Source organism: Acidiferrobacter sp. SPIII_3 (assembly GCF_003184265.1).
GTDB lineage: Bacteria > Pseudomonadota > Gammaproteobacteria > Acidiferrobacterales > Acidiferrobacteraceae > Acidiferrobacter.
This window is the reverse complement of sequence record NZ_CP027663.1, coordinates 861,551-884,927: the sequence shown is the minus strand read 5'-3', so window position 1 is coordinate 884,927 and position 23,377 is coordinate 861,551. Positions and strand designations below refer to the sequence as shown.

Annotated in this window: 23 protein-coding genes and 2 tRNA genes; 4 read left to right on the top strand and 21 right to left on the bottom strand. The window is 63.4% G+C overall.

Annotated elements, in window-relative coordinates; genetic code table 11:
• Positions 1–11: 11 nt before the first annotated feature.
• Both nusA and rimP read right to left on the bottom strand, forming a co-directional pair.
• Complete coding sequence (nusA, locus tag C4901_RS04675; protein ID WP_110136346.1) at positions 12–1,514, bottom strand: transcription termination factor NusA; 1,503 nt, start codon at positions 1,512–1,514, stop codon at positions 12–14.
• Between the two features lie 18 nt (positions 1,515–1,532).
• Positions 1,533–1,988, bottom strand: coding sequence for a ribosome maturation factor RimP (gene rimP / locus C4901_RS04670; RefSeq protein WP_145960616.1), 456 nt, complete (start codon positions 1,986–1,988; stop codon positions 1,533–1,535).
• A gap of 152 nt (positions 1,989–2,140) precedes the next feature.
• Between rimP and C4901_RS04665 the strand changes: the two genes are divergently transcribed.
• The 3 genes from C4901_RS04665 (at position 2,141) to C4901_RS04655 (ending at position 3,474) form a co-directional block, all read left to right on the top strand.
• Positions 2,141–2,217: transfer RNA gene (locus tag C4901_RS04665), tRNA-Met, on the top strand.
• 129 nt (positions 2,218–2,346) lie between these two features.
• Positions 2,347–3,087: an endonuclease/exonuclease/phosphatase family protein gene (locus C4901_RS04660; protein WP_110136344.1), complete on the top strand. Its 741-nt coding sequence runs from the start codon at positions 2,347–2,349 to the stop codon at positions 3,085–3,087.
• Positions 3,088–3,150: 63 nt separating this feature from the next.
• The gene (locus tag C4901_RS04655; protein ID WP_110136343.1) at positions 3,151–3,474 is read left to right on the top strand and encodes a hypothetical protein; all 324 of its coding nucleotides are present in this window, start codon (positions 3,151–3,153) and stop codon (positions 3,472–3,474) included.
• Positions 3,475–3,711: 237 nt separating this feature from the next.
• Here the strand turns inward: C4901_RS04655 and C4901_RS04650 are convergent, their stop codons facing one another.
• Positions 3,712–6,096: a TonB-dependent receptor gene (locus C4901_RS04650; protein WP_145960615.1), complete on the bottom strand. Its 2,385-nt coding sequence runs from the start codon at positions 6,094–6,096 to the stop codon at positions 3,712–3,714.
• A gap of 260 nt (positions 6,097–6,356) precedes the next feature.
• Between C4901_RS04650 and C4901_RS04645 the strand changes: the two genes are divergently transcribed.
• A complete protein-coding gene (locus tag C4901_RS04645) occupies positions 6,357–7,052 on the top strand; it encodes a cytochrome b/b6 domain-containing protein (RefSeq protein WP_110136341.1) in 696 nt (231 codons plus the stop codon).
• Between the two features lie 6 nt (positions 7,053–7,058).
• Here C4901_RS04645 and C4901_RS04640 read toward each other — a convergent pair whose 3' ends face one another.
• The 18 genes from C4901_RS04640 to tpiA form a co-directional block, all read right to left on the bottom strand.
• Positions 7,059–7,511, bottom strand: a complete 453-nt coding sequence (locus C4901_RS04640) for a cytochrome c (RefSeq protein WP_110136340.1) — start codon at positions 7,509–7,511, stop codon at positions 7,059–7,061.
• A gap of 212 nt (positions 7,512–7,723) precedes the next feature.
• Positions 7,724–9,157 (bottom strand): NADH-quinone oxidoreductase subunit NuoN, encoded by a 1,434-nt coding sequence (nuoN, locus tag C4901_RS04635; protein WP_110136339.1) that lies wholly within the window; start codon positions 9,155–9,157, stop codon positions 7,724–7,726.
• 9 nt (positions 9,158–9,166) lie between these two features.
• A complete protein-coding gene (locus C4901_RS04630; RefSeq protein ID WP_110136338.1) occupies positions 9,167–10,663 on the bottom strand; it encodes an NADH-quinone oxidoreductase subunit M in 1,497 nt (498 codons plus the stop codon).
• Between the two features lie 11 nt (positions 10,664–10,674).
• Positions 10,675–12,636 (bottom strand): NADH-quinone oxidoreductase subunit L, encoded by a 1,962-nt coding sequence (gene nuoL / locus C4901_RS04625; protein WP_110136337.1) that lies wholly within the window; start codon positions 12,634–12,636, stop codon positions 10,675–10,677.
• Positions 12,637–12,640: 4 nt separating this feature from the next.
• Entirely contained in the window at positions 12,641–12,946 is a 306-nt protein-coding gene (gene nuoK, locus C4901_RS04620; protein ID WP_110136336.1) for an NADH-quinone oxidoreductase subunit NuoK, read from the bottom strand.
• Between the two features lie 34 nt (positions 12,947–12,980).
• Entirely contained in the window at positions 12,981–13,592 is a 612-nt protein-coding gene (locus tag C4901_RS04615) for an NADH-quinone oxidoreductase subunit J (protein ID WP_110136335.1), read from the bottom strand.
• A gap of 12 nt (positions 13,593–13,604) precedes the next feature.
• Positions 13,605–14,093 carry an NADH-quinone oxidoreductase subunit NuoI gene (gene nuoI / locus C4901_RS04610; protein WP_110136334.1) on the bottom strand — a complete coding sequence of 163 codons (489 nt, stop codon included), beginning with the start codon at positions 14,091–14,093 and terminating at the stop codon, positions 13,605–13,607.
• Positions 14,094–14,104: 11 nt separating this feature from the next.
• Positions 14,105–15,151: an NADH-quinone oxidoreductase subunit NuoH gene (gene nuoH, locus C4901_RS04605; protein WP_370445965.1), complete on the bottom strand. Its 1,047-nt coding sequence runs from the start codon at positions 15,149–15,151 to the stop codon at positions 14,105–14,107.
• Positions 15,151–17,502, bottom strand: a complete 2,352-nt coding sequence (gene nuoG / locus C4901_RS04600; RefSeq protein WP_110138521.1) for an NADH-quinone oxidoreductase subunit NuoG — start codon at positions 17,500–17,502, stop codon at positions 15,151–15,153. Before nuoG ends, nuoH begins: the two co-directional genes overlap by 1 nt.
• Before the next feature lie 16 nt (positions 17,503–17,518).
• Positions 17,519–18,796, bottom strand: coding sequence for an NADH-quinone oxidoreductase subunit NuoF (gene nuoF, locus C4901_RS04595; protein WP_110136332.1), 1,278 nt, complete (start codon positions 18,794–18,796; stop codon positions 17,519–17,521).
• Positions 18,797–18,798: 2 nt separating this feature from the next.
• On the bottom strand, positions 18,799–19,269 hold the full coding sequence (nuoE, locus tag C4901_RS04590; RefSeq protein WP_240611829.1) for an NADH-quinone oxidoreductase subunit NuoE: 471 nt from the start codon (positions 19,267–19,269) through the stop codon (positions 18,799–18,801).
• 4 nt (positions 19,270–19,273) lie between these two features.
• A complete protein-coding gene (locus C4901_RS04585) occupies positions 19,274–20,527 on the bottom strand; it encodes an NADH-quinone oxidoreductase subunit D (RefSeq protein WP_110136330.1) in 1,254 nt (417 codons plus the stop codon).
• Complete coding sequence (locus tag C4901_RS04580) at positions 20,511–21,113, bottom strand: NADH-quinone oxidoreductase subunit C (protein ID WP_110136329.1); 603 nt, start codon at positions 21,111–21,113, stop codon at positions 20,511–20,513. Before C4901_RS04580 ends, C4901_RS04585 begins: the two co-directional genes overlap by 17 nt.
• A gap of 22 nt (positions 21,114–21,135) precedes the next feature.
• Positions 21,136–21,612 (bottom strand): NADH-quinone oxidoreductase subunit B family protein, encoded by a 477-nt coding sequence (locus C4901_RS04575; protein WP_065970764.1) that lies wholly within the window; start codon positions 21,610–21,612, stop codon positions 21,136–21,138.
• A complete protein-coding gene (locus C4901_RS04570) occupies positions 21,603–21,959 on the bottom strand; it encodes an NADH-quinone oxidoreductase subunit A (protein WP_110136328.1) in 357 nt (118 codons plus the stop codon). The genes C4901_RS04575 and C4901_RS04570 overlap by 10 nt, the downstream gene beginning before the upstream one ends.
• 158 nt (positions 21,960–22,117) lie before the next feature.
• Positions 22,118–22,202: transfer RNA gene (locus C4901_RS04565), tRNA-Leu, on the bottom strand.
• Between the two features lie 37 nt (positions 22,203–22,239).
• Positions 22,240–22,584 (bottom strand): preprotein translocase subunit SecG, encoded by a 345-nt coding sequence (secG, locus tag C4901_RS04560; RefSeq protein ID WP_110136327.1) that lies wholly within the window; start codon positions 22,582–22,584, stop codon positions 22,240–22,242.
• Positions 22,585–22,599: 15 nt separating this feature from the next.
• Positions 22,600–23,367, bottom strand: a complete 768-nt coding sequence (gene tpiA / locus C4901_RS04555; RefSeq protein WP_110136326.1) for a triose-phosphate isomerase — start codon at positions 23,365–23,367, stop codon at positions 22,600–22,602.
• Positions 23,368–23,377: the final 10 nt, after the last annotated feature.

The following is a 23,377-nucleotide window of genomic DNA, read 5'->3' as shown; positions in this document are numbered from 1 at the left end:
AATGAAATCCGTCAGGCCCCCTGGCTCTGGTCCGCGAACCAAGGCGCGCGCGCTGCCATAATGAGGATGCGGGCCCGCTCCTCATCCAACCCCTCTATTGCCGCCAGATCATCGACCGACTGATCGGCGAGCTCCTCCATCGTCTTTATTCCGTGGCTCGCCAACAGGCGCGCCGTATGCTCGTCCATCTCCACCATGCCAAGGAGGTCGTCGGCGGGCTCCGCCATGTCGATCTTTTCCTCGAGCGTTATGGCGCGCGTGAGCAGTATGTCACGCGCCCGGTCGCGCAACTCATCGACCTGCGCCTCGCTCAAGCCCTCGACCGACATCATCTCCTGCTTCGGGACATAGGCGACCTCGTCCAAGGTCATGAACCCCTCGCGCACGAGCAGCTCGGCGGTCGCGGGCTCCATGCGCAGCTGCTCGACGAACATCTGCACGGCATTGGCCGCCTCGGTCTCGCCACGCGCCGAGGCCGTTTCCTCGGTCATCACATTGAGCTCCCAGCCGGTCAACTCGGACGCCAGCCGCACATTCTGGCCGCCGCGGCCGATCACCTGCGACAGCTGCGACTCGTCGACGATGACATCCATGCTGTGCAGCTCCTCGTCGACCACGATCGAAAGCACCTCCGCCGGCGCGAGCCCGTTGATGACGAATTGCGCCGGGTCCGGAGACCATTGGATGATATCGACCCGCTCACCCCCCAACTCGTTCGATACACTCTGCACGCGCGAGCCGCGCATGCCCACGCACGCCCCTATGGGGTCGATACGCGGGTCCTTGGAATTCACCGCAATCTTGGCACGCAGTCCCGGATCGCGGGCCGCGCCGTGAATCTCGATCAGCCCCTCGCCGGCCTCGGGGACTTCGAGCTTGAAGAGCTCGACGAGCAGCTGCGGGCTCGTGCGACTCAGGAACAATTGCGGCCCGCGCGGCGCCGAATGGACGTCTTCCAGATAGGCGCGCACCCGGTCTCCGGGACGCAGCCCCTCGCGCGGGATCATCGCCGACTTCGGCAGCAGGGCCTCGGCGGTGCCGAGATCGATGATCGCGTCCCCGCGCTCCAGGCGCTTCACGACGCCCGTGACGAGCTCGCCCTGGCGGCCCTTGAACTGGTTCACGATCTGCTCGCGCTCGGCCTCGCGGACCTTCTGCACGATCACCTGCTTGGCGGCTTGAGCGGCGATACGGCCGAAATCGGCCGCCTCGATCGGCTCTTCGATGTACTCCCCCACCTGAATATCGGCCTGGCGCTCGCTTGCCTGTGCCAGGCGCATCTCGCGCCCCGGAAACTCGAGCGTCTCCTGCTCATCGGGCACGACCAGCCAACGCCGGAAGGTGTCGTACTCCCCGGTCTTTCTGTGGATATGGACACGGGCGTCTATGTCTTCCTTGTGGCGCTTGCGCGTAGCCGTCGCCAGCGCCGCCTCGAGCGCCCCAAAGATGATCTCGCGATCGACATTCTTCTCGCGTGAAACCGTCTCGACCACCATTAGAATTTCGTTCGCCATCACTGCCTCCAGCCGCCCTCAGAGTTCGGGCACAAGTCTCGCCTTCTCGATGTTGTCAAACGCGAGATCATAACGCGTTTCGTCCGCCTCCAGGACCACGCGCCCATCGACCAGGCCCACGAGGCGCCCGCGAAAGTTCCGGCGCCCATCCACGGGCAGCGCGGTCTTCAGCTTGATCTGGGACCCGGCGAAGCGCTCGAAGTCGCTGGGCCGCGCCAACGGCCGGTCCAGTCCGGGCGACGAGATCTCGAGCGTGTACTGCCCCGGGACCGGATCCTCGACATCGAATAGCGCGCTCACCTGGCGACTGACCCGGGCGCAGTCGTCGACATCGATCCCCTGCGGCCCATCAATATAAATGCGCAAGGTCTTTTGTCCGCTCACGAATTCGATATCGACGACCTCGAAGCCGAGATGCGCCACAACGGGCTCCACCAAGGCCCGCAGCCGATCCGTCTGAATATGTTTCTCCATGACCATAAACGCAAAAGTGGGCTTAAAGCCCACTTCCGCAAAACGACCTATACGAGATAAACGCGGATTATAAGCCTTCCCGCCAAAACTTCAATGCGCGTTCGCCAAGGCTTGCCATTGCCCGCAAAGATGGTAGACTCTGCGCCCTCTGATGCGGGGTGGAGCAGTCTGGCAGCTCGTCGGGCTCATAACCCGAAGGTCGTAGGTTCAAATCCTACCCCCGCTACCAATTTCATCGGACATCCGGGCTTCACGGGGTCTTGGGAGACGGACACCGCCCCATGGCACCATGGCCTAGCCTGGGGCCTGCCCGGGGGTCGGATAGCGTCGACACCGCTTGCGTGCGTAGAGTCGACGAATGCTAAAGATCCTCACCGTAAACCTGAACTATGTCCGGGATGGCTACGGTCCCTGGCCTGAGCGGTGCACGCGGCTGCGTGCCCTCCTCCAGGCAGAGCGGCCCGCCATCATCGCCCTGCAGGCGGCCCACGTCGACGACACACGTAACCAGCTACGGGAACTCGCCGGCGACCTCGACTATCATCATCAGCTGTTCCTGGCCGCCGACACGACACAACCCCATCAAGGCAGCGCGATCCTCTCGGAGATCCCCTTGAGCGCCCCCTGGTCCTTCGCCCTGCCGCGTGACGATGACGACGAGGACCCGAGTCCGCGACGCGTAATCAGCGCGAGCTTCGCCTGGCAGGGGGAGATCTGGCGATTGACGAATGCCCATTGCTCGTGGGTCCCCACGCAGAACCGACATCAGGTCGCGGCCCTGGCCCAAGCCCTCGAGGGCTTTTCAGGGCCGCAGTGTCTGGTGGGCGATTTCAATGCCCCGCCCACCGCCCCCGGCATCGCCCATCTGACCGCCAGCGGATGGGTGGATGCCCACGCCTGCGTGGGACAGGGAACGGGCGCGACCTTTCCGGCGGAGGCCCCGCAAGACCGTATCGATTACCTCTTCGTCCACGGGTGCGACCGCGCCCGGCTGCTCGCGACGCGCACATTTCCCGAACAAGGCCCCGCGCTTTCCGACCACAAGGCGGCCATGCTCATCATCGCCCAGCCCCGCGAAACGACCGAGACCTTTCGGTGATCGCCATCCCGGGAGGTGCGGGACTAGCATGGCCTCATGGTCCCCGGAAATAGGAGTTGAGCCATGGCAAGACCGATCTCCCGGCGGCATTTTCTGCGGCGTACGGCGGCAGCGGCGATGCTCGCGCTGCCAATGGCCGCGACCGCCAAGAAATCCGCCCCGAAGGCCAGCAAGGCCAGCGTACGCTATCAAGACCACCCCAAGGGCCGCGACGTATGCGGCCGCTGCCGTTTCTTTCTGCCGGCCGTCGGGCATTCGAACGGCTTGATGATGCAGGGCACCAAGGCCAACGGCACGCTTGCGATCGGCCACTGCACAAAGGTCGCGGGGCGCATAGCACCCATGGGGTATTGCATCCTGTATACGCCGCGCGTGCATAGCCAGTGACGTCCAGGCGCGGCCCTGTCCGGCATCCCGCGCCCTAGGCGGCCGGAGCGGCGCCCACAACCCATCGGTCCCGCGGCCGCCAGGGTGCGGCGGGCTCCGTGATCGCGCATGGCATCGCAGTCCCGGGTCTTAAGGCAAAGAGCGGTTTGGCCAATCGGAGCGGTTCCGGAACCCCCAAAAAAAAAGAAGGCCCAAGGACCACCCTTGAGGCCTTCAATGAGGAGAAGAAAGGACGCGTCAGAAGCGCGCGTTCAGATTGACGAAGTATTGCCGTGGCGCCCCCGGATCGGCGAGCACGGCCCCGGCGCTGTTGCCGCCAAAATAGCCGCCGCTCGTGATGTACTGGATGGGGTCATAGCGCTTGTTGAAGAGATTGGTCACGCCCACCGTCAGGGTCACCGCCGACAGGCCGGCGATGCCGGTCCCGGCCTTGATGGCCACCTGCGTATTGACGATGTTGTAAGACGCCATCTGCACATTATTGGTGGGGGCGTTGGCCACGTTGCTGAACAGGTACTGCGTACCGGTGTATTGATCGGACAGCCCGGGCGATACCAGATAGCGCCCGAAGGCCACGCGGTAATTGACGCCCAGGGAGGCGGTGACGTCGGGGCTATAGGAGATCGGATAGCCCGCGTAGTTCGTGGTGCTGCCGCCCGGCACATAGGAGTCGAAATGCGCGCGCGTAAGCGAGGCGGTTCCAAACACATGCCAATGCCACGTCGGACTGTCCTGCGCGCTCACGTTCAAACCCTTATAAGTGGCGCTCGCCTGGGCGAACTGGGTGGTCGCGAAACCCCCACCAGTCGATATATAGGTGGTCAGGGTCTCGTTGCTCAACGTGTCGCGGTAGATATCCGCATTCATCACGAAATGACGCAGCAGGCCCGCGCGCCGGATCAGAAGCCGCGTCCCCAACTCGTAGTCGACGCTCTTGACGGGCTTTAGCGTCGCGAGATCAATGGCATTGCTGCCGCTGTAGGCACCGAAGGCGTTGTCGCCGGGGTTCTGGTAGGTCTCGGCGGCATTGCCGTACACCGACCAACGCGGGGCGATCATGTAGCGCGCCCCCAGGGACGGTTCCATGCGCGTAAAGACCTTGCTGTCGCTTGGCGCTATCGTCTGGTTGGCGGCCCCGGGCGGGGTATAGCTCGCGCCGTTGTTGAAAAATTGCGTCTGGAAATCGACGCCCGCGATCCCGGGGGTGATCGTCAAGGCCTTGATCGGCGTGATCGCGTCCTGCACAAAGCCCGTCAGATAGGTGTTGGCGAGCGTATCGTTGTTGTACTGGACCGGATTCGCCGGACTCGTTCCATAGGTCTCGTTATAGCCTGTATAAGGCGTCGAATACGTCTGATTGATCCACGACCCCCCGAACTTCACGCGATTCATGGGGAGCGTCCAGTCGAACACCAGACGGTTCCCGTAGGTGTCGGACCGCGGGTTGTAATATTCCGAATTCACAGTCCCGGGCGGCGCGCCATTGTAGTTGTAATTGTCCACACGCCAATGGACCCTATGCCCGTGGCGATACCATACGAGGTCGTGCACCGACAGATCGGGCGCGAGGCCAAGCTTGATCTGCGAATACAGCATGCGATCGCGCACCACGATCTGCTTGAACCATACCGACTCGGGCAAGGACGAGTAGTATCCGGTGGTCGACTGGCTGTAGAGCGGCGTGTTGGGCGTGCCGTCGACTGTGACGGCGCTGCCGCCGGGCCCCGCAATTATGGGCGAGACCGGAATGAAGTTGGGCCGGAACTCGGTATTGTCGTCCGCATAGCCTCCGATACTGAACGACCCGTCGCTGAAGGTCTTCACGGTCTTGGCAAACAATGCCGACGAACGGCTGGGCGCCGAAAAGGAACCCGTGCGGAAGGTGTTGTCGCGCACAAAGCCCGCCGCCACCACCGTCGACCAATTATCGTGCGTGCCGGTGTTGGCAATGAGATCCGCGCCCTCGGTCTGATCGCTGCCGTACGTCAACCCAACGCTGCCCCCCGCCTGCTTCGTGGGCTGAACGGGGACAAAGTTGATCGTGCCACCGACGCTGTCAAACCAGCGGCTTGCGGGATTACCGGGCCCATAGATGACATTGACGCCGGAGATGAGCTGCATGATCGGGATTTCGTTCGAATCCCAACCGCCGTTATGGGAGATCAGATTGTTCATCGGCACCCCGTCGAACAGCACGGTGATGCCATTGCGTTCGACATCGCCGTTCACGCTCGACCAGCCGACCTTGACCCCGCGCAGCGCGATCTCATAGCGCGCCGACCCACTGATACCGCCGTACCCGCGCACCGCCACCCCCGGGGCCATGGCCAACGCCTGCGCGGAGCCCGCCAGCGGCCCATTGGCGGCGATCTGGCGGCGCCCTATGACACGCTCGGTCTGTGTCGACTTCAGGATCTTGCGTTTGGTGAGCTTGGTGCTCGTGGCCTTCAAGAGCGCCTCGGCCTTCTTGCGGCTTTGGGCATTCACGGTGCCGACGTTCACAGACGATGTGTCGTGGGCGGCGGCGGTGACCTGGCTTGCGGCCAGTGCGCACAAAACGAGCGAACTCAGCACCGACAGTCGGCCTGGCGTGGCCGGTAACGGGCGATAATGAGACGGCATGACGCGGTATTCCTCCACTGATTTTTTTCATGTTGGGAACTTTCTCGGGCGTACTCTGCCGTAGCCGTGTGACAACGCCGGCCCAGTTCGATGACAGATTTTTGACAGACATCGGGGGGGGTGCGGACCCGCGCGCCGGCCGATAACCAGGGCTCGTCAGGCGACCGGAGATCGGCTACCATTACGGCATTCATGATATTGTCGATTGTTGTGTTCATCACGCGGGGCGCGTGCCCCGCCTCCATGAGGTATCAGCGGGCATGAATGATAAGACACCGGGCAAGCGGGTTGCGCAAGGCGACGAGCGCCCGCGGATCTGGGATGTTCCGACGCGTGCGTTTCATTGGACACTGGCGGCGCTCGTGGCCTGGGAGTGGGCCTCGGCCCACCTTGGGCACGGCTTGATGCGCTACCACATGTGGGGCGGCTACGCGGTGCTCACATTGATCCTGTTTCGCCTGTCGTGGGGCTTTGTCGGCAGCCATACCGCGCGCTTCGCGCACTTCCTGCGCTCACCCCGCCGCACCTGGGAATACATCAAATCGTGGCGCCGGGGCGCGCCCGATATCCACGGCCATAATCCGCTGGGCGGATGGGCGGTCATCGCCTTTCTGGTGTCATTGATGGTTCAGGTCGGGACCGGACTTTTCGCAACCGACGATGTCTTGACCGCCGGACCCTTGAACCCGCTGGTCGGTAGCCGCATGGGCGACTGGCTCACGACCGTTCATAAATGGAATTTCGATGTCCTGCTGGCGCTCATCGCCACCCACGTGAGCGCGGTGATCTTGCATCGCGTGATAGCCGGTCACGATCTCGTGCGTCCCATGATCACCGGGCGCGCGGCACGACCCGTGGCGAGCCCGGTCCCGAGTGACGCCTTCGCGCGACCCTGGGTGAGCGTGCTCGCGCTTGCACTCTCGGGCCTCGGGACCTGGCTCATTCTGCAGATCTGAGCGCCGCTAACGCATGAAGCGGTGGTGGCAGGAGCGGCAGGCATCGGCCACGTGTTCGAGCGGGCGTGCCGATGCCGCAAGCGGGGCATGGGCGGTGGCCTGTGCGAGTTGGCGGGTAAGCGCCTCGAAATGGCCAACCGCCGCCGCGAAGGCGCGCGGCTGCTGCCAGATACGCACCGACGCCTTGGTGGCCCCACGATCAGACCCTGGCACGAAGGCCACCCACGGTAGGGTGGCGAGCATTGCCAACGCCCGGCCCTCCCCGGCGATGCGGTTCGCATCGTAAGGACGCTGGCGGCGGAGTGTCTGCGCGATACGCACGAGATTCCACTGCATCGCCGCCATGAGTTCGCGGCGATAGGCGATATCGGACTGGATGCGGGTCTCGGCCAGGACCACGGTGGGCGCAAGAACCGCGGCCACGGCCCACAGGGCCACGGCCTTCTTCAGGCATTTCATGGGTTGGGGATCTCCATTGAGGGGCTGGCGCGGTCCATCGGGGCCGCGTGGCGCGATACTACGGAGGGTGCATGACAAAACGGTGACGGCGGCGCGCCGCAAGCCGACACCGGCTTACGGCCGGCACGGCGGGTCCTGAAGGTGACCCGCCAGACCCCCGATCCGTACGGCAAGAAGCGGTTGTGTCCGCCCGATCGCGGACTACGCGCCCCTCAGGGGAGGCCGCGAACCGCAGCCCGACAGATGGCGATGAGCGTACCGGCCCACGGGGCGGCCAGCACCATGGCGATGCCGTTTACGCTCAGGATCCAGCGCAGATCGCGCCCCTGACGCAACGGGCCGGCGTCCACGGGGGCATCAAAGAACATGAGCTTCACGACACGCAGGTAGTAGAAGGCCCCGATCACGGAAAACAGCACGGCGGCCACCGCCAGCCCATAAAATCCGGCGCTGACCGCCGCCTGGATGACCGCGAGCTTGGCGTAGAACCCTATGGTCGGGGGGATGCCCGCCATCGAGAACATGAACAACAGCATCACCCACGCATACCAGGGGCTCCTCTGATAGAGGCCGCGCAGATCCTCCAGACGTTCGGCCTCGAAACCCTTGCGCGAGAGCAGGATGATGACGCCGAACGCCCCGAGGGTCATGAAGGCGTAGATCAAGGCATAGAACAGGGCATCGGCATAGCCGCTCACGCGCGCGCTCAAGAGCCCGAGCAGCAGAAAGCCCATGTGCGCGATCGCCGAGTAGGCGAGCATGCGCTTTAAGTTGGTCTGGGCAATGGCGACCACATTGCCGACCGCCATCGACAAAAACGCGAGCAGCACCAGCATCTCCTGCCAGGCGCCGGACAGGCCATGAAGCCCCGCCACCAGCAGGCGCAGAAAGAGCGCGAACGCGGCGATCTTGGGGGCCGCGCCGACATACAAGGTCACGGCCGTCGGCGCCCCTTCATAGACATCGGGGATCCACATATGGAAGGGCACCGCGCCGAGCTTGAAGGCAAGACCCGACAGGACGAACACGAGACCCAGTGTCGCCACCATGTCATGGCGCGGGAGCGCGGCGAGCGCGGTCGCCACCCGGCCGATCGCAAGGCTGCCGGTGGCGCCATAGAGCATCGACAGGCCGTAGAGCAAAAGCCCCGAGGAGAGCGCGCCCAGCACGAAATACTTCATGGCCGCCTCGGTGGCGGGAATCGAATCGCGCTGCATCGCGATCAGCGCATAGAGGCTGAGCGACAAGAGCTCGAGCCCCAGGTACAAGGACAGGAAATGCGCGGCGCTCACCATCACGCACATACCGACAACGCCGGTGAGCGCGAGCACAAAGAATTCGCTACGAAACACCCCGCGCTCGGCGATATAGGTCCGCGAATAGGCGAGCACGATGGCAGTCAACGCAAAGATCGCGATCTGCAGCACGATGCTCAGGCGATCGCCGATCACCATGCCGTGCAATACGACGCGCGCGCCCTCATCGCGCAGGGAGTAGGCGGTGATTCCGGCGGCAATGAGGGTGGCCTGCGTGACCCCATACATCATCCCCTTGAATCGCCGCTTCCAGAAGAGGTCCGCGAGCAGGATCACGCAGGCCATGGCAAAAACGAGGATTTCCGGCAACACCGGTCTTATATGCATCATGAGACCACCCTAGGGAGTCGCGCCGGCGAGTCGCACGCCCGGGCGCCATAAAAGATGATGCACGGAGGCCGTCATCACATGCAGCAAGGGCGCGGGCCACAGCCCCAGGACGAGCACCGCCGCACCGAGGACTGCGAGAAACGAAAGTTCGCGCCCGGTCACGTCCGACAAGGCCGCCACGGCGGGCTTGGTGACCGGCCCGAAGATGACCCTCTTGTACATCCAGAGCGTGTAGGCGGCACCCGAGATCAAGGTCGTGGCCGCGAGCACCGCGTACCAGAAGTCGGCCTTGAACGCCCCCAGGATCACCAGGAACTCGCCCACGAAACCGGAGGTGCCGGGTAGCCCGGAGTTGGCCATGGCAAAGAGCATCATGAACGCCGCGAATACCGGCATGCGATTGACGACACCGCCGTAGTCGTGGATGGCGCGGGAGTGCAGGCGATCATATAGCACCCCGACACACAGAAACATCGCGGCCGACACAAAGCCGTGCGAGATCATCTGCACGAGCGCGCCATCCATGGCGATGCGGCTGAACAGGAAAATCCCGAGGGTCACAAAGCCCATGTGTGCGATCGACGAATAGGCAATCAGCTTTTTCATGTCGTCTTGCACCAGCGCCACAAGACCGATATAGACCACGGCGATGAGCGAGAGCGTGATCATGAGACCCGCCAGTTCGTGGCTCGCCTGCGGCACGATCGGCAGACTGAAACGCACGAAACCGTAGGCGCCCATCTTCAGCATGATGGCCGCAAGTACCACCGATCCGCCGGTCGGCGCCTCCACATGCGCATCCGGGAGCCACGTATGGACCGGCCACATCGGGATCTTGACCGCAAACGCGATCAAAAACGCCAGGAATATCAAGATCTGCGGGGTCGCGGCGAGCGGCAGATGATAAAACGAGACGATATTGAAGGTCTCGCCGGCGCGGAAATACAGATAAAGCAGGGCCACCAGCATCAATACCGAGCCAAGGAAGGTATACAGAAAGAACTTGATGGTGGCGTAGACCCGATTCGGCCCCCCCCAGATGCCGATGATCAGGAACATCGGGATCAGCATCGCCTCCCAGAAGACATAAAACAGCATGGCGTCGAGGGCGCTGAACACCCCGATCATGAGGCCTTCCATGATGAGGAAGGAGGCAAAATACTCCGGCACGCGTTCCTTGATCGCGGGACCTGCGGCCATCACCACGATCACACCCACCACGCTTGTGAGCAGCACGAGCGGCAGCGAGATGCCATCGACCCCAAGCGCATAATTGATGTGGAACGCCGGTATCCAGGGGACGCTTTCGCGAAACTGCATGGCGAACGAATCGGCGTGAAACAAGCCCCATAAGGGCACGGTCGCCAAAAAAGCGCCGACGGCGCCGACGGCGGCAAGCGGGCGGACGAGTTTAGGATAACGCCGGCCGCCGACCAGTATGAGGACCCCGAAGACGATGGGCAGCCAGATCGCGACGCTGAGGGCTATATGTCGATAGACGTCCATGGTGGCAGCCCTTATCCGCGGTGGAGAAAGAATGTCATGAGCACAAAGAGCCCGAGTATGATGGCGAAGGCATAATGATAGATATAGCCGGATTGCAGGCGCCGGCCCCACGCTGCGATCCGCCCCACGAGCCGCGCGGTGCCGTTCACGAGCGCCCCGTCTATGAGCTGCACATCCCCGACGCGCCATAGAAAACGTCCGGCCGCGCGCGCCCCCGCGGCGAAGCCCCCGAGATAGACGGCATCGAAGCCGTATCCGGCGCGCAATACGGCGTACACGGCGTGCAGCCGGCGCGCCATCCGTGCCGGCAGCTCCGGCCGGCGGATATAGAGATACCACGCGCTGGCGATGCCGCCGAGCGCCAGGTAAAGCGGCGGCGAGAGGAATGCCGCGCCCATGAAGGCCAGCACCCCGTGATAGTGGGGGGCCATGCGCAAGAGCGGATTGTCGGCCGGCCGCACGTAAAGGGCACCCTGAAAGAAGTGACCGAAGAGCAGCGGGCGCATGAGCAACATACCGGCGAGCACCGACGGTATGGCCAACAGCACAAGCGGCAGCGTCACCACCCAGGGGGATTCCTTGAGATGGTGGCGGGCCTGGGTGTCCATGCGCGGTTCACCATAGAACGCCAGGAACAGCATGCGGAAGGTATAAAACGCGGTCACGAACACGCCCGCGAGCACCGCCGCGAACGCATAATCGGCGCCCGGCAGGGTCGAGCGCGCGACCGCGTCGATGATCGCGTCCTTGGAGAAAAAGCCGGCGAACGGCGGGATGCCGGCGAGCGCCAGAGAGCCCACCCAGGTGGCCGCGAACGTGATCGGCATATAGCGGCGCAGGCCGCCCATCTTGCGCAGATCCTGTTCGTGATGCAGGGCGATGATGACCGAACCGGCCGCCAAAAACAGCAGGGCCTTGAAAAACGCATGCGTGACGAGATGGAAGATGGCGGCGGCGTAGGCCGACGCGCCGAGCGCTGCGGTCATGTAACCCAACTGCGACAGCGTCGAATAGGCGATCACGCGCTTGATGTCGGTTTGCACCATGCCAAGCAGTGCCATGAAGAACGCCGTCGAGGCCCCCACCACAAGCACCACGCTGCGCGCCACCGGCGACTGCTCGAAGAGCGGCGACATGCGCGCCACCATGAAGACCCCGGCTGTGACCATGGTCGCGGCATGGATCAGGGCCGAGATCGGCGTCGGGCCCTCCATGGAATCCGGCAGCCACACATGTAGCGGCATCTGCGCCGACTTGCCCATGGCGCCTATGAATAGGAGGATGCAGATCACGGTGAGCATGTGCCAGGACGTGCCATCGGTCACGGTGAGGCGCGCATGGCGTGCGGCATCCACATGGGCGAAGACCGTGGCGTAATCGAGGCTATGAAACACCGTATAGATCGCCGCGATCCCAAGAACGAAGCCAAAGTCGCCGAGACGGTTCACCAGAAAGGCCTTGAGGCTCGCGAAGATCGCCGACTCGCGCGTATACCAAAAGCCGATCAAGAGGTACGAGACGAGGCCCACGGCCTCCCATCCAAAGAAAAGCTGCAGGAAGTTGTTGGCCATGACGAGCATGAGCATGGCAAAGGTAAATAGCGAGATATAGCTGAAAAAGCGCTGATAGCCCGGGTCCCCGCGCATATACCCTATGGTGTAGATGTGCACCATGAGCGATACGAACGTCACCACGACCATCATAAGGGCGGTGAGCGGATCAATCAGAAAGCCCACCGTGAGCGGCAATCCGCCGGCACGTCCCCACAAATACACGGTGGCGTCGAGATCGTGGCCGGACATCACCTGCGGCAGCGCAAAACAAGCCGACAGGGCGAATGCCACCGCGACCCCGAGGATGACGATGCGGTGCGTCCAGACCGTTCCCAGTGCCCGGCCAAACAGGCCGGCGGCAAGGGATACCGCAAGACACGCAAGCGGGATCGCCGTGTACAGCGCAAGCGCGGACGTCACCGGGCTAACCCTTCAGCGTGTCGAAATCGTCGACATTGATCGTGCGGCGATTACGAAACAGGACGATGAGTATGGCAAGGCCGATGGCTGATTCCGCGGCGGCCACCGTCAGGACAAAGAAGACGAAGACCTGTCCCGACATCCCCCAGAGGAAGTGCGAGAAGGCCACGAAATTCAGGTTCACGGCGAGCAGGATGAGCTCGATCGCCATCAACAGCACAACGAGGTTCTTGCGATTGAGGAATACGCCGACCACGCCTATGGCAAACAGCGCGCCCGCCAGGATCAGATACTGCGACAGTGAAACCACGGTCCTATCCCCCCGTTTATCAATATATTCGGCGTCATGCCTTGGGCTCCGCCGGCATCTTGACGAGCCGCATGCGGTCACGCGCCCGCACCTCGACTTGCCGCGCCGGATCTTGATATTTAGTATCGGGCCTTCTCCGCATGGTAAGCGCGATCGCAGCGACGATCGCTACCAGAAGGATCGCGGCGGCGATCTCGAACGGGTAGACGTAGGTGGTATATAAGAGCATGCCAAGCGCGCGGGTGTTGCTGACATGCAGGACCGGCGCGCCGACCGCGGATGCCGCGATCCGTGTCGGGGCAAGCTGCCGGGGACTCACCGCGAGCGCGATCTCCACCACCATGAGCACCGCCACGAGTCCCCCGATCGGCAGATACTCCCCGAACCCCTGGCGCAGCACCGCGAGATTCACGTCGATCATCATGACCACGAACAAAAACAGCACCATCACCGCGCCGACGTAGACGAGCACCAGGACGATGGCCAGAAATTCCGCCTTGAGGAGCATCCAAAGACACGCCGCGCTGACGAAGGCCAGCACCAGAAACAGCGCCGACTTCACCGGATTCCTGATGGTCACGACCATGGCGGCCGACCCGAGCAGTATCGCCGAAAAAAAATAAAAGACCGCGCTCTCGAACGTCATCACCCTCGACCCTTAGCGGTACCGTGCATCGGCGGCACGATCGGCCGCGATCTCTTTCTCGTACTTGTCACCGATGGCAAGCAGCATCGACTTCGTATACACAAGATCGCCGCGCTTCTCACCGTGGTAATCGAACACCCGAGTCTCTACGATCGAATCCACCGGGCACGATTCCTCGCAGAACCCACAGAATATGCACTTGGTGAGATCGATGTCATAGCGTGTCGTGCGCCGCGTGCCGTCGGCGCGCTGCTCGGACTCGATGGTGATGGCGAGCGCCGGGCACACCGCCTCGCACAACTTGCAGGCAATGCACCGCTCCTCGCCATTGGGGTAGCGCCGCAAGGCATGGAGCCCCCGGAATCGTGGCGACTGAGGGGTGCGCTCATCCGGATACTGCACCGTGATCTTGTGCGCAAAAAAGTGCTTGCCGGTCAAAAGAAGGCCTTGCAGAAGCTCGATCAACAGAAAGCTGTGCAGGTATTTACGTAGCGCCTTCATAGGGACCTCCATCAGCGGTAAAACACGAAAGCCCACGGCGTGAAAAACATCACAAACCCCATGACCCCGATCCACACCAGCGTGACCGGGATCAGCACCTTCCATCCCAGACGCATGATCTGGTCATAGCGATAACGCGGGAAGGTCGCGCGCAGCCACAGGTACAGAAAAAGGATCACGGCGACCTTCAGCAGGAACCAACCCAGCGGCGGTATCCAGGTAAAGGGCGCGAAATCGAAGGGCGGGAGCCAGCCGCCCAGAAACAAGACCGCGGTCAAGGCCGATACCAGGATCATATTCGCATATTCCGCCAGGAAAAAGAGCGCGAACGTCATCCCCGAATATTCGACATGAAACCCGGCTACGATCTCCGACTCGCCCTCCGCGACATCGAAGGGGGCGCGGTTGGTCTCGGCCACCCCGGCTATGAAGTACACGAGAAACAGCGGAAAGAGCGGCAGAAACAGCCAGTGCCAGAACCCCCCGGCCTGCACGAGCGCGATCTTGCGCAGATTGAGGGTGCCGGCGGCCATGAGCACGCCGACGAGCGCAAACCCCATGGCGATCTCGTAGGCGACGATCTGGGCGGCGGAACGCAGGCTGCCAAGAAAGGCATACTTGGAGTTCGAGGCCCAACCGGCGACCACCACGCCATAAACCCCCATGGACGTGACCGCGAGCACGAACAAGAGCCCCGCATTGATATTGGCCAGCACCAGGGTGCTGGTGAACGGCACCACCGCCCACGCCACCAAGGCCGGCATCAGCGCCAATACCGGCGCCACGATAAACAGACCCTTGTTGGCCCCCGAAGGTACGATGATCTCCTTCAAAAGGAGCTTCAGGCCGTCTGCGATCGGCTGCAACCAGCCGCGCGGACCGACGCGATTGGGCCCTATGCGGACCTGCATGTAGCCTATGACCTTGCGCTCCAGAAAGGTGAGATAGGCAACGCTCAGCATGAGCGGGACCACGATCGCCACGATCTTCGCGAGATCCCACAGCAACACCTGCGACCAGGCGGGAAAACCGCCCCACAACGCCGTAAGCCCGCCCATCATATCCGACTCACGGTGATGGGCCCCGACCACGGCAATGCAGCCGTCGATTCCAGGGCCGCGGGGATATAAGCGGCGCCGTCCGGGATACGATTGTCGATCACCACCTCGAGGACCGCCTGCGCCTCGCCCATCACCACACGCACGCTGGTGCCGGCGGCAATACCAAGGCGCATGGCCTCGTTCTCATTCACGCCCAGGATCGGAGACCCGCGGTCGGCGGTCTTGCGCAGGACCTCGGAATGACGCACGACACTGTCGGAGTCGTAAAGGCCGACCTCGGCAATGCGCTCGAGCCCCTGCGTGCGCGGACACCGGCCCTCGAGGACCATGGGCTCATGGCGCCCCACGACCTCACGCAAGTCGCCGATCGCCGCGCGTACCGCCGCGACCGAATCGAAGGCAAGACCCGATACCCCGCACTTCTCGGCGAGCACGCGCAGGATCTTCCAGCCCGGACGGGCCTCGCCGCGCGGCGCCACCGCCGCCTCGAAGGACTGCCAGCGCCCCTCGGCGTTCACAAACGACCCATCGGTCTCGGTAAACGGCGCCATCGGCAGCAGGACGTGCGCGTAGTCCAGCGCCTCGGAGCGAAACGCCGACAGCGCCACGACGAAACGCGCCGCCTGCAGGGCGGTGCGCGCACGGCCGCCGTCGGCGCCGTCCGTTACCGGCTCGGCGTCGACCAGCAGGAAGCCTTTTTGGCGGCCATCCCACATCGCCGATGCCGCGCGTCCAGGGACCGGCCGCCGGATACCGAGCGCCGCACGCTGCGGGATTGCGCCCGCAAGCCACAGGCCCGCGGAATTACCAGGCGGCAGAAAGCCCACGGGCGCACCCGTAATCTCGCCCAAGGCCGCCGCCAGTGACCGCAGCACCGCGGCCTCTGGATGACAGGCGGCGAGCGTGCCAAGAAGGATAAGCGGGCGCTCGGCCACGCACAGCCACTCGGCGGTTTTGCGCTCGACCCCCGAGACCTCGAGGCCCTCGGTCCACGCCGCCACATCCGCCGGCAACGCCGATCCGGTGCATATCGCCGAGGCCACTACCAGGCGTCCCAGGGCCTCGGGCAGGCCGCTTGGGGCGACGATGGTCTTGGCGGCGAGATCGAAGGTGAAGGCGAAGTCCACCGGATTGATCGCGGCGATCCGGGCACCCTCCAAAAACGCCTTGCGCAGCCTATGGGCGAGCAGCGGCTGGTCCTTGCGGATGTTGCTGCCCACCAGGACCACCGCGTCGACACGCTCAAGCTCGGCGATCTCGACCCCGAGGGCGGGATAAGGGGGGGCGCCGGAATCATCACGGAAATCGCTTTCCCGCAACCTGTGGTCGATGTTGTCGGAGCCAAGCCCGCGCGCAAGGCGCGCCAACAGATAGCCCTCCTCGACCGTGGCCTGAGGAGACACGAGCGCGGCGAGCGCCGCCGCCCCGTCCGTGGCCACGATCTCGCGCAAACCGGTGGCCGCGGCCTCAAGGGCCACATCCCAGTCGACCTCGCGCCATTGCCCATCGACACGCAAAAGCGGCACCGAAAGGCGCGCGCCGCCGTCCAGGGCCGTGTAGCTGAAGCGATCACGGTCCGAGATCCAGGTCTCGTTCACCGTCTCGTTTTCCTGCGGCAGGACGCGCATCACCTTGTTGCGGCGGGTCTCCACCAGAAGATTGGTGCCGACGCAATCATGGGGGCTCACCGAACGCCTGGCGACGAGTTCCCAGGGGCGCGCGGAGTAGCGGAACGGCTTCGAGGTCAGGGCGCCCACCGGACAGAGGTCGATCATATTCCCGGACAGCTCCGAATCGACGCTCGCCTCGACGTAGGTCCCGATGCGCATATGCTCGCCGCGGCCGGTGGCACCGAGCTCCATGATGCCGCCGATCTCCTGACCGAAGCGCACGCAGCGCGTACAGTGGATGCAGCGTGTCATCTCGGTGGCGATGAGCGGACCTATGTCCTGATCCTTCACGATGCGCTTGGCCTCGGCGAAGCGCGACACATCCCGCCCATAGCCCACGGCCAGATCCTGCAGGTCGCACTCGCCGCCCTGATCGCAGATCGGGCAGTCCAGGGGATGGTTTATGAGCAGGAACTCCATCACCCCTTTTTGGGCGGTGCGCGTCTTTTCCGAACGCGTCGATACCTTCATGCCCTCGGTCACGGGCGTGGCGCACGCCGGGACCGGCTTTGCCACGCGCTCGACATCGACCAGGCACATGCGGCAATTGGCGGCGACCGACAGCTTCTTGTGGTAACAAAAACGGGGTATATAGATGCCCGCCGCCTCGGCCGCCTCGATGACCATGGCGCCCTCTTCCACGGCGAGTTGTTTGCCATCGATTTCGATATGGAGCATGGTCATCTCCCAGGCCTCACGCCGCGGCCGCCAGGGGACAGCTGTGGTGGAGGATGTGGTGCTCGAACTCCTCGCGGAAGTTCTTGATGAAGCTTATGACCGGAAGCGCGGCCGCATCACCCAAGGCGCAGATCGTCCGGCCCTCGATCTTCTTCGCCATGTCCGTCAACAGGTCGAGGTCCTCCATGCGCCCCTCGCCGTGCTCTATGCGATGCAGCACCCGCGCAAGCCACCCGGTTCCCTCGCGGCAGGGGGTGCACTGGCCACACGACTCCTCGTAATAGAAATGCGAGATCCTCTCCAGCGCGCGCACCATGCACGTGGAATCGTCCATGATGATCACAGACCCCGCGCCGAGCATGCTGCCGGCCTTGGACAGGGAATCGTAATCCATGGTGAGATCCATCATGATCTCGCCACGCACCACCGGCACCGACGAGCCGCCGGGGATCACCGCCTTCAGCTTGCGGCCGCGCCAGATGCCGCCCGCCATCTCGAGCAGCTCCGCAAACGGCGTACCAAGCGGCACCTCGTAGTTGCCGGGCCGATTGACGTGCCCTGATACCGAGAAGATCTTCGACCCGCCGTTGTTGGGCTTGCCTATGCCCAGAAACCACAGGCCCCCATGGCGCATGATGGATGGGATCGACGCCAGGGTCTCGGTGTTGTTGATCGTCGTCGGCCGCCCGTACAGGCCGTAGCTCGCCGGAAACGGCGGCTTGAACCGGGGCTGGCCCTTCTTGCCCTCCAGCGACTCCAGGAGCGCGGTCTCCTCCCCGCAGATATAGGCGCCGCCGCCCCTGTGGGTGTGCAGCTCGAAATCGACCCCGGAGCCGAGGATGTCTTTCCCCAGGTAACCGGCCTTGCGGGCCTCGGCAAGCGCCTCCTCGAAACGCGCTATCGGCTCGTGGAACTCCCCACGGATGTAGTTGTAACCGACGGTCGCCCCTATGGTGTAGCCGGCGATCGCCATGCCCTCGATCAGGGCATGCGGGTTATAGCGCAGGACGTCGCGATCCTTGAAGGTCCCGGGCTCTCCTTCGTCGGAGTTGCAGACGATGTATTTCTGGCCCGGCGCGTTCCTCGGCATGAAACTCCACTTGAGACCAGTCGGGAATCCCGCGCCGCCGCGGCCACGCAGGACCGATTTCTTGACCTCGGTGATGATCTCGTCAGGCGGGGTCTTCTCGCTCAGTATGCGCCGCCACGCCTGGTAACCGCCATCGCCCTCATAGACGTCGAGGGCCCATGAACGATCGCGATGCCGATTCCGGAAACAGACCTCGTTTGCCATGATCACTCCAGGCCCGTCAGGATTTCGTCAACCCGCTCGGGCGTCAGATTCTCGTAGTAGGTCTTGTCGACCTGGAACATGGGCGCGCCCCCGCAGGCCGCCAGACACTCCACCTCCTTCAGGGTGAAGCGTCCGTCGGGCGTGGTTTCCCCGAAATCGATGCCGAGCCGCTTCTTCAGGTGCGTCACGATATCGTCGCTGCCGCGCAACAAGCATGAAATGTTGGTGCACACCGATATCTTATGGCGCCCGACCGGCTCCAGATCGTACATCGAATAGAAGCTCGCCACCTCATAGACCTGGATGGGGCGCATCCCGAGATACTCGGCGATGAAGTCCATGAGCGAGACACTAAGCCACCCATGCTCATCCTGGGCGATGTGCAGCGCCGCCATTACCGCCGACTGCTTGTGTTCCGGCGGATACTTGGCGATCTCCCGATCGATCATCTCGAGAGATTCTTTCGTCAGCATGGGCTCACCTGTCGATCTCGCCGAAAACGATGTCCTGGGTGCCGATGATGGCCACCACATCCGCTATCATGTGCCCGCGGGTCATCTCGTCGAGCGCCGCCAGGTGGGCAAATCCGGGGGCGCGGATCTTCACACGGAATGGCTTGTTGGCGCCGTCGGACACGAGATAGATGCCGAACTCCCCCTTGGGGTGCTCGACGGCCGCATAGGCCTCGCCCTCGGGGACCGAATAACCCTCGGTAAAGAGCTTGAAGTGGTGGATCAAGGCCTCCATGTCGGCCTTCATCTCCGCGCGCGAGGGCGGCACGATCTTGTGGTCCGCGGCGATCACCGGTCCCGGATTCGCGCGCAACCAGTCGATGCACTGCGCCACGATGCGGTTGGACTGGCGCATCTCCTCGACGCGCACGAGATAGCGATCATAGCAGTCCCCGTGGACCCCCACCGGTATATCGAAATCCAGCTTGTCGTACACCTCATAGGGCTGCTTCTTGCGCAGATCCCACTCCACCCCAGAGCCCCTCAGCATCGGTCCCGTGAACCCAAGCTGCAAGGCGCGCTCCGCGCTCACCACGCCGATGCCGACGGTTCTCTGCTTCCAGATGCGATTATCGGTGAGCAAGGTCTCGTAGTCATCGATGTAGCCCGGGAACCGCGTGCAGAAGTCGGCCAGGAAATCGAGCAGGCTCCCGCCGCGATTGGCATTCATGCGCGCCACGTCCTGCTCGTCGTGCCAGCGCGATACGCTATAGCGGGGCATGCTGTCCGGCAGATCACGGTACACCCCGCCCACGCGGTAGTAGCTCGCATGCATGCGCGCGCCCGACACCGCCTCGTACGCGTCCATCAGGTCCTCGCGCTCACGAAAGGCGTACAGGAACACCGTCATGGCGCCGATATCGAGCGCGTGCGCCCCAAGCCACAGCAGATGATTCAGGATACGCGTGATCTCATCGAACATCACGCGGATGTATTGCGCGCGGATCGGGACGTCGACCTGCAGCAGTTTCTCCAAGGCCATGACGTAGGCGTGCTCATTGGCCATCATCGACACATAGTCCAGCCGATCCATATAAGGAATCGACTGGTTGTAGGGCTTCGTTTCGGCAAGCTTTTCGGTGGCGCGGTGCAAAAGCCCTATGTGCGGATCGGCGCGCTCTATGACCTCGCCGTCGAGTTCCAGCACCAGGCGCAACACGCCGTGGGCGGCGGGGTGCTGGGGCCCGAAGTTCATGGTGTAATTACGAATCTCGGCCACCGTAGCCCTCCTCGCGGATGACGCGCGGCACCAGCACGCGCGGCTCGATACTGACAGGTTCGTACACCACCCGCCGCTTGTCCGGATCGTAACGCATCTCGACCCGTCCGGAGATCGGAAAATCCTTGCGGAACGGGTGGCCGACGAAACCATAGTCGGTCAGAAGCCGCCGCAGATCCTTGTGACCCTCGAAGATGAAGCCAAACAGGTCGAAGGCCTCGCGTTCGTACCAATCGGCGGAATTCCACACCTCGGTCAAGGACGCCACCACCGGACCCTCGTCGTCGAGAAAGGTGCGCAGGCGCACGCGCCGATTGTGGCGCAGCGACAGAAGGTGGACCACGACCGCAAAGCGCGGCGCGCATCGCTCGCGTTCCCCATAAGTCAGATAATCCACGCCGCAAAGATCGATAAGCTGCTCGAAACCAAGGCGGGGATCATCACGCAGGACATGGGCACAAGACCGCCACTTTTCGCGCGCCAGTTCGAGCGTAAGCTCCCCGTGCTCGGTCTTGGCCGAGACGAGGGCATCGCCCAGGGTTTTTTGGGCGTAGTCGAGGAGGGCCTCATGCGCTTGTGTGGTCATGAATTAAGCGGTTGCATCCGATTCAGCGCGCGATCGTATTCGTGCGCCGAATCTTGTTTTGAAGTTGAATGATGCCGTAGAGGAGCGCTTCGGCCGTGGGCGGGCATCCGGGGACATAGACATCCACCGGCACGATCCGGTCGCAGCCCCGCACCACCGAATACGAATAGTGATAATAACCGCCTCCATTCGCACATGACCCCATGGAAATGACCCAGCGCGGCTCAGCCATCTGGTCATAGACCTTGCGCAGGGCCGGGGCCATCTTGTTGACGAGCGTACCGGCCACGATCATGACGTCGGATTGGCGCGGGCTCGGCCGAAACACCACCCCGAAACGATCGAGATCGTAACGCGCGGCGCCGGCATGCATCATCTCGACCGCGCAGCACGCAAGCCCGAAGGTCATGGGCCAGAGCGAGCCGGTCCGAGTCCAATTGATGAGCTTGTCGGCGGACGTGACGACCCAGCCCTTGTCGAGACCGCCTTCTACTCCCACTCAAGCGCCCCTTTCATCCACTCGTAGACAAATCCCACAATCAAAATTCCGAGAAACAGGACCATGGCCAGGAAACCGGGCCGTCCGATCTGTTTCAGGGCCACCGCCCAGGGGAACAAAAAGGCAATCTCAAGATCAAAGACAATGAACAAAATCGCGACGAGATAGTAGCGCACATCGAACTTCATGCGCGTATCCTCGAAGGCCTCGAAACCACACTCATACGGTGACAGCTTGGCGGAATCCGGGTGATGCGGGGCGACGAGGCGGCCTAGGACCATTGGCAGGACGCCGACCAGAAGGGCGACGCCTATGAATATCAGAATGGGCAGATAATCGTTTAACATCCGCTCTCCTCAAAAAGGGGCCTCAAACCGGCTGATCGCTGGCGAGTCGGCTAGTCTAGGCACCCCGGCGCACCCAAGTCAAGCAGCGGCCTCATGCGATAGATTTATTCTATTTCAAGCAGTTAGCCCACCCTGAAGGGGTCGACCGGAGGAATAATTGGTGCCGAAGGCGGGACTCGAACCCGCACAGCTTGCGCCACCGCCCCCTCAAGACGGCGTGTCTACCAATTCCACCACTTCGGCTGATGTAACGATGTCTCGCGCCTCTCCCGGCCCTTCTCTAGGGGGCCTTGTGAACCGGTATGCCCGGCACGGAAGACGGTGGAGCCGACTGCGGCGCCGGGGCGGCCGGCGCCGTATGCTGCACAAGCCTGGTCACACTCGGGACCGAGTGCGGGCGCGCCGAGAGGTAGGCAAGCCCCAGACTGGTGGCAAAAAACAGCGTGGCCAGCACGGCCGTTAGGCGGCTTAAAAACGTGGCCGAACCACGCGCGCCAAACAGGGTCTGCGAGGACCCGCCGCCAAAGGAGGCACCCATATCCGCCCCCTTGCCGTGCTGTACGAGCACGACACCGATGAGCGCGAGCGCCACCAAAACCTGTATGACCATCAAAACCGTCGCCATGACGTCCTTAAAATCTCACGCCGATCCGAAACCGGCCGCCCGGCAAATACCGACGAAATCGTCCGCGATGAGGGATGCGCCCCCGATCAAGCCGCCATCGATGTCGGCCCGCGCAAACAGCTCGCGGGCATTCTGCGCCTTGACGCTGCCGCCGTACAATATCCGCAGACCGGCGGCGGCCTCGGGATTGTGGCGCGCCACGGCGTCACGGATGTCACGATGCACCGCCTGCGCCTCGTCGGGGCTCGCGGCACGCCCCGTACCGATCGCCCACACCGGCTCGTAGGCCACGACCGCGCGGTCAAACGCGCGCGTCCCGCAGGCGGCAAACACCGCATCGATTTGCCGGAGCACGACCTCGCGGGTACGCCCGGCATCGCGCTCCTCGGCCGTCTCTCCCACGCACAGCACGGGTGTCATATCGGCGGCCAGCGCGCGCGCGAACTTCTGCGCCACCACACCGTCGGTCTCTCCAAACAGCGTGCGCCGCTCCGAGTGGCCTATGATAGCAAATTCGCACCCCATGTCGCGCGCCATATCCGCCGAGACCTCACCGGTGTAGGCCCCGTCGGTATAGGCGCTCACATCCTGCGCCCCGCAGGCGATGCCCCGGCAGTCGCCGAGCCGTTCGCTGGCAAGCCCGAGATAGCAATGCGGCGGGCACACCACGACGTCGACACCGGAGAATGTGGTGGCCTCGGCGGCCACGGCTGCGAGCAGGGACTGTGCCGTGTGGCGGCGGCCGTTCATCTTCCAGTTTCCCACGACCAATGGCCGGCGCATGCCTTCCCCC